Origin of the sequence: Streptomyces nanhaiensis (assembly GCF_046614825.1) — a bacterium.
In the GTDB taxonomy this organism is placed as follows: Bacteria; Actinomycetota; Actinomycetes; order Streptomycetales; family Streptomycetaceae; genus Streptomyces; species Streptomyces radiopugnans.
Genome location: NZ_JBKJFM010000295.1, coordinates 1 through 3022 on the forward strand (window position 1 = coordinate 1; position 3022 = coordinate 3022).

The following is a 3022-nucleotide window of genomic DNA, read 5'->3' on the forward strand; positions in this document are numbered from 1 at the left end:
GTCCAGGGCCCCGGCGGGGGCCGGTACGCCGGCGCTCCCCGGGCCGCGCCGGCCCCGGGGAGCGGCGAGGAGTGCGAGGCCGCCCACGAGCCCGCCCGCGCAGACGCCCACCGCGACGGAGAGCGGCACCGAGGGCGAGGCGGGCTCGGTGGGGTCGAACGCCGGCGCGAACAGCGACAGTTGAACCCCCGTGCTGTTCGCGGCCTGGTTCCCGGTTCTGGTCAGGGCGTTGGCCACCGCGTTGGAGACGGCGGCGGCGCGTCCGGGACTGGAGGCGGTTCCGGTGATCTCCACCATGGGCGCGTCCGGGGAGGTGGCCGACCGTACGGCGGTCCGCAGCTCGTCCACCGGCATCCTCGCCGCCGTCCTCGCCTCGGCCAGGACGGCGCTGTCGGTGGCGACGCGGCCGTACGCCTGGGCGAAGCCGAGGGCGGTCGCCGAGTCGGCCTCGGCACCGGGCACCACGACCACGTAACTGGTCGCGGTGTAGCGGGGCGTGGCGAGCAGCCCGTACGCCGCTCCGCCGACCAGCCCCAGCAGGACTCCCAGGGCCAGCGGCCACCAGGCGGGCAGGTCGGACGTCCGCCACGGCGGCGCGAGGCGGGCGAGCGGGCCGGTGCGGCGCGGCGGCGCGGGGGATTCGGGTTCGGTCGTGCGCGGCTCGGTCAAGGCGGGCTACCTCTTCGTCGTCGGGGTGGTCGGGACGGGCAGGGGCGGTTCGGGCGCCGCGGCGCCCGCGGGGGTGCGTACGGCGGTACGCGCGGCAGTGCCCGCGGCCGGGTGTGCGGGGGCGCGGCCGTGGAGTTCCTCGTACAGGGCCATGAGCCGGTCGGCGCCGCGGGCCACGTCGTAGCGGCGCACCGCCTCGCACACCGGGGCGCGGCGCCTGCCGGGCGGCACCGACGACGGCTCGCGCAGCGCCGCCACCAGGCTCGCGACCCCCGGTTCGACACGGTGCGCCCCGGGGGCGTGGGAGCGGGGCAGCTCGTCGATGGCCGGGCAGGTCACATGGAGCACGGGCAGCCCGGCCGCCAGCGCCTCCAGCACGGCAAGCCCGAAGGCCTCCTCGGCCGACGGGGAGACGAACACGTCCATGGCGCTGAGCAGCCCGGGGATGTCCGGGCGGCCCTCGCCCGCGCCCGGATCGCCCCCCACCGCTCCCCCGCACTCCCCCAGCAGCCGTACGCGGTCGGCGATGCCGAGTCCGGCGGCCAGTTCGCGCAGCCTGCCGCGCTCCGGTCCGTCCCCGGCCAGGACCAGGTGGGCCCCGGGGAGTTGGGCGACGGCCCGCACGGCGATGTCGAAGCGCTTGCCGGGCACCAGTCGTCCGACCCCGCCGACCACCAGGGCGTGCGCGGGCAGTCCCAGCCGGGTGCGCACCGACGCGCGCACCACGGGGTCGAAGCGGAACCGGGCGGCGTCGATGCCGTTGGGGATGACCCGGATGCGGGAGCCGGGCACACCCCAGCGGCGCAGCCGGGAGGCGACGGTGGTGGAGACCGCGACGGTCGCGGTGCCCATGCGCTCGGTCGCCAGGTACAGGGCGCGGGCGCCCTGGGTGAGCGGGCGGCCCTCGATCCGCCGCTCGCCCAGGGAGTGCTCGGTGGCGATCACGGTCCGCGTCCCGGCCAGCCGCGCCGCGATCCGCCCGTAGACGCAGGCCCGGTACAGATGGGTGTGGACGATGTCGTAGCGCCCGGCGCGGACGGTGTCCACCAGCCTCGGCAGGGCGGCCAGGTCCCGGTTGCCGCGCATCCCCAGATGGGTGACGGCGGTGCCGTCGGCCTCGATTCCCTCGGCGACCGCGCCGGGGTTGGTCAGGGTGACGACGTCGCAGCACAGCGGCAGATGGCGCAGCAGCAGCCGCAGTTGCTGCTCGGCGCCGCCCGCGCCGAGGCCGGTGATGACGTGCAGCACTCTCATCGGTCCTCCTCTCCCACGTTGCGGTTCCGGGTCCGCCTCCCGGGTGAACGGCCTTCCGCGGACGCCCCGTTCACCGTCCGGCCCCGGTCAGGGACCCGGCCGCCGGTGCGGTGGGGCCGCTGGGCAGGGCCCGGCGCCGCAGGGGGTGCAGCAGCCTCTTGGCGTACAGCCGCGGTGAGGTGTCCTTCTCGCCGATGTGGACGCGGGGCAGGGCGTGGAGGCCGGTCAGCGGGCCGGGGTCGATGGCGCAGGCGTACGTGTAGCCCGCCGCGCGCACCGCCCGCACCGCACGGTGGTCGGCCGTGCCGTAGGGGTAGCAGAAGCCCTCCACCCGGCGTCCGGTGATCTCCTCCAGCACCACGCGGCTGCCCTCGGTCTCCCGGCGCAGGGTCTCGTCGTCGGCCGCCGTCAGGTCGAGGTGGAGCAGCCCGTGGGAGCCGACCTCCATGCCGGCGCCGACCGCGGCTCGGATGCCCGCCTCGGTCAGCAGCGGCTTGCGGGGGCCCAGCGGGTCCCACTCGTTGTCGCCGCCGAGCCGGCCGGGCAGGACGAACACGGTCGCGGTGCAGCCGTGGCGGCGCAGCAGGGGCACGGCCTCCCCGATGAAGTCGGCGTACCCGTCGTCGAAGGTCAGGCCCACCAGTCCGGCGCCCCGTCCGGCCGCTCTCTCCCGCAGCAGCTCGCCCACCCCCACGCCGCGCAGACCGCGCCGCCGCAGCCAGCGCAGCTGGCGGTCCAGGCGGCCCGGCGAGACGGTGACGTTGTAGGGGTCCTCGGTGTGCTCGGCCACCGAGTGGTACATCAGCACCCAGGGGCGCACCGGCCGCAGCCGCGGCAGCGAGGCGGTGGGCGCCGCGGTGGAGGCCGCGGAGGGGGCGGAGGGGGCGGGCGTGCGGGCCAGATCAGCGGACATGGCGGAACCTTCGTGTGACGGCGGTCAGGAGCTGCGGTACTTCGGGCGCCCGGACGGCGAGCGCCGCGGCGGTGAAGGCGGCCGGGACGACCAGCGCCCCGGCCAGGGCGGTGGGGAGCGGGGAGGGCAGGAGCGGTGCGGCGGTGAGGCCGGCCGCGGTGGCCGCCGCCGCTGCCAGGGCGAGCC

Annotated in this window: 4 protein-coding genes; all 4 read right to left on the minus strand. The window is 77.3% G+C overall.

Features of this window, described 5'->3' with window-relative positions; translation table 11 throughout:
- Window positions 1-669 (minus strand): YveK family protein (locus ACLIYP_RS29985; protein ID WP_412716226.1); only part of this gene is annotated, 669 nt, incomplete at its 3' end.
- Window positions 670-675: 6 nt separating this feature from the next.
- Window positions 676-1923: a glycosyltransferase gene (locus ACLIYP_RS29990; RefSeq protein ID WP_412716227.1), complete on the minus strand. Its 1248-nt coding sequence runs from the start codon at window positions 1921-1923 to the stop codon at window positions 676-678.
- A gap of 70 nt (window positions 1924-1993) precedes the next feature.
- Window positions 1994-2725, minus strand: coding sequence for a polysaccharide deacetylase family protein (locus ACLIYP_RS29995; RefSeq protein WP_412716229.1), 732 nt, complete (start codon window positions 2723-2725; stop codon window positions 1994-1996).
- A 100-nt stretch (window positions 2726-2825) separates the two neighbouring features.
- The coding region (locus tag ACLIYP_RS30000; RefSeq protein ID WP_412716228.1) for a hypothetical protein at window positions 2826-3022 on the minus strand (197 nt) is incomplete at its 5' end.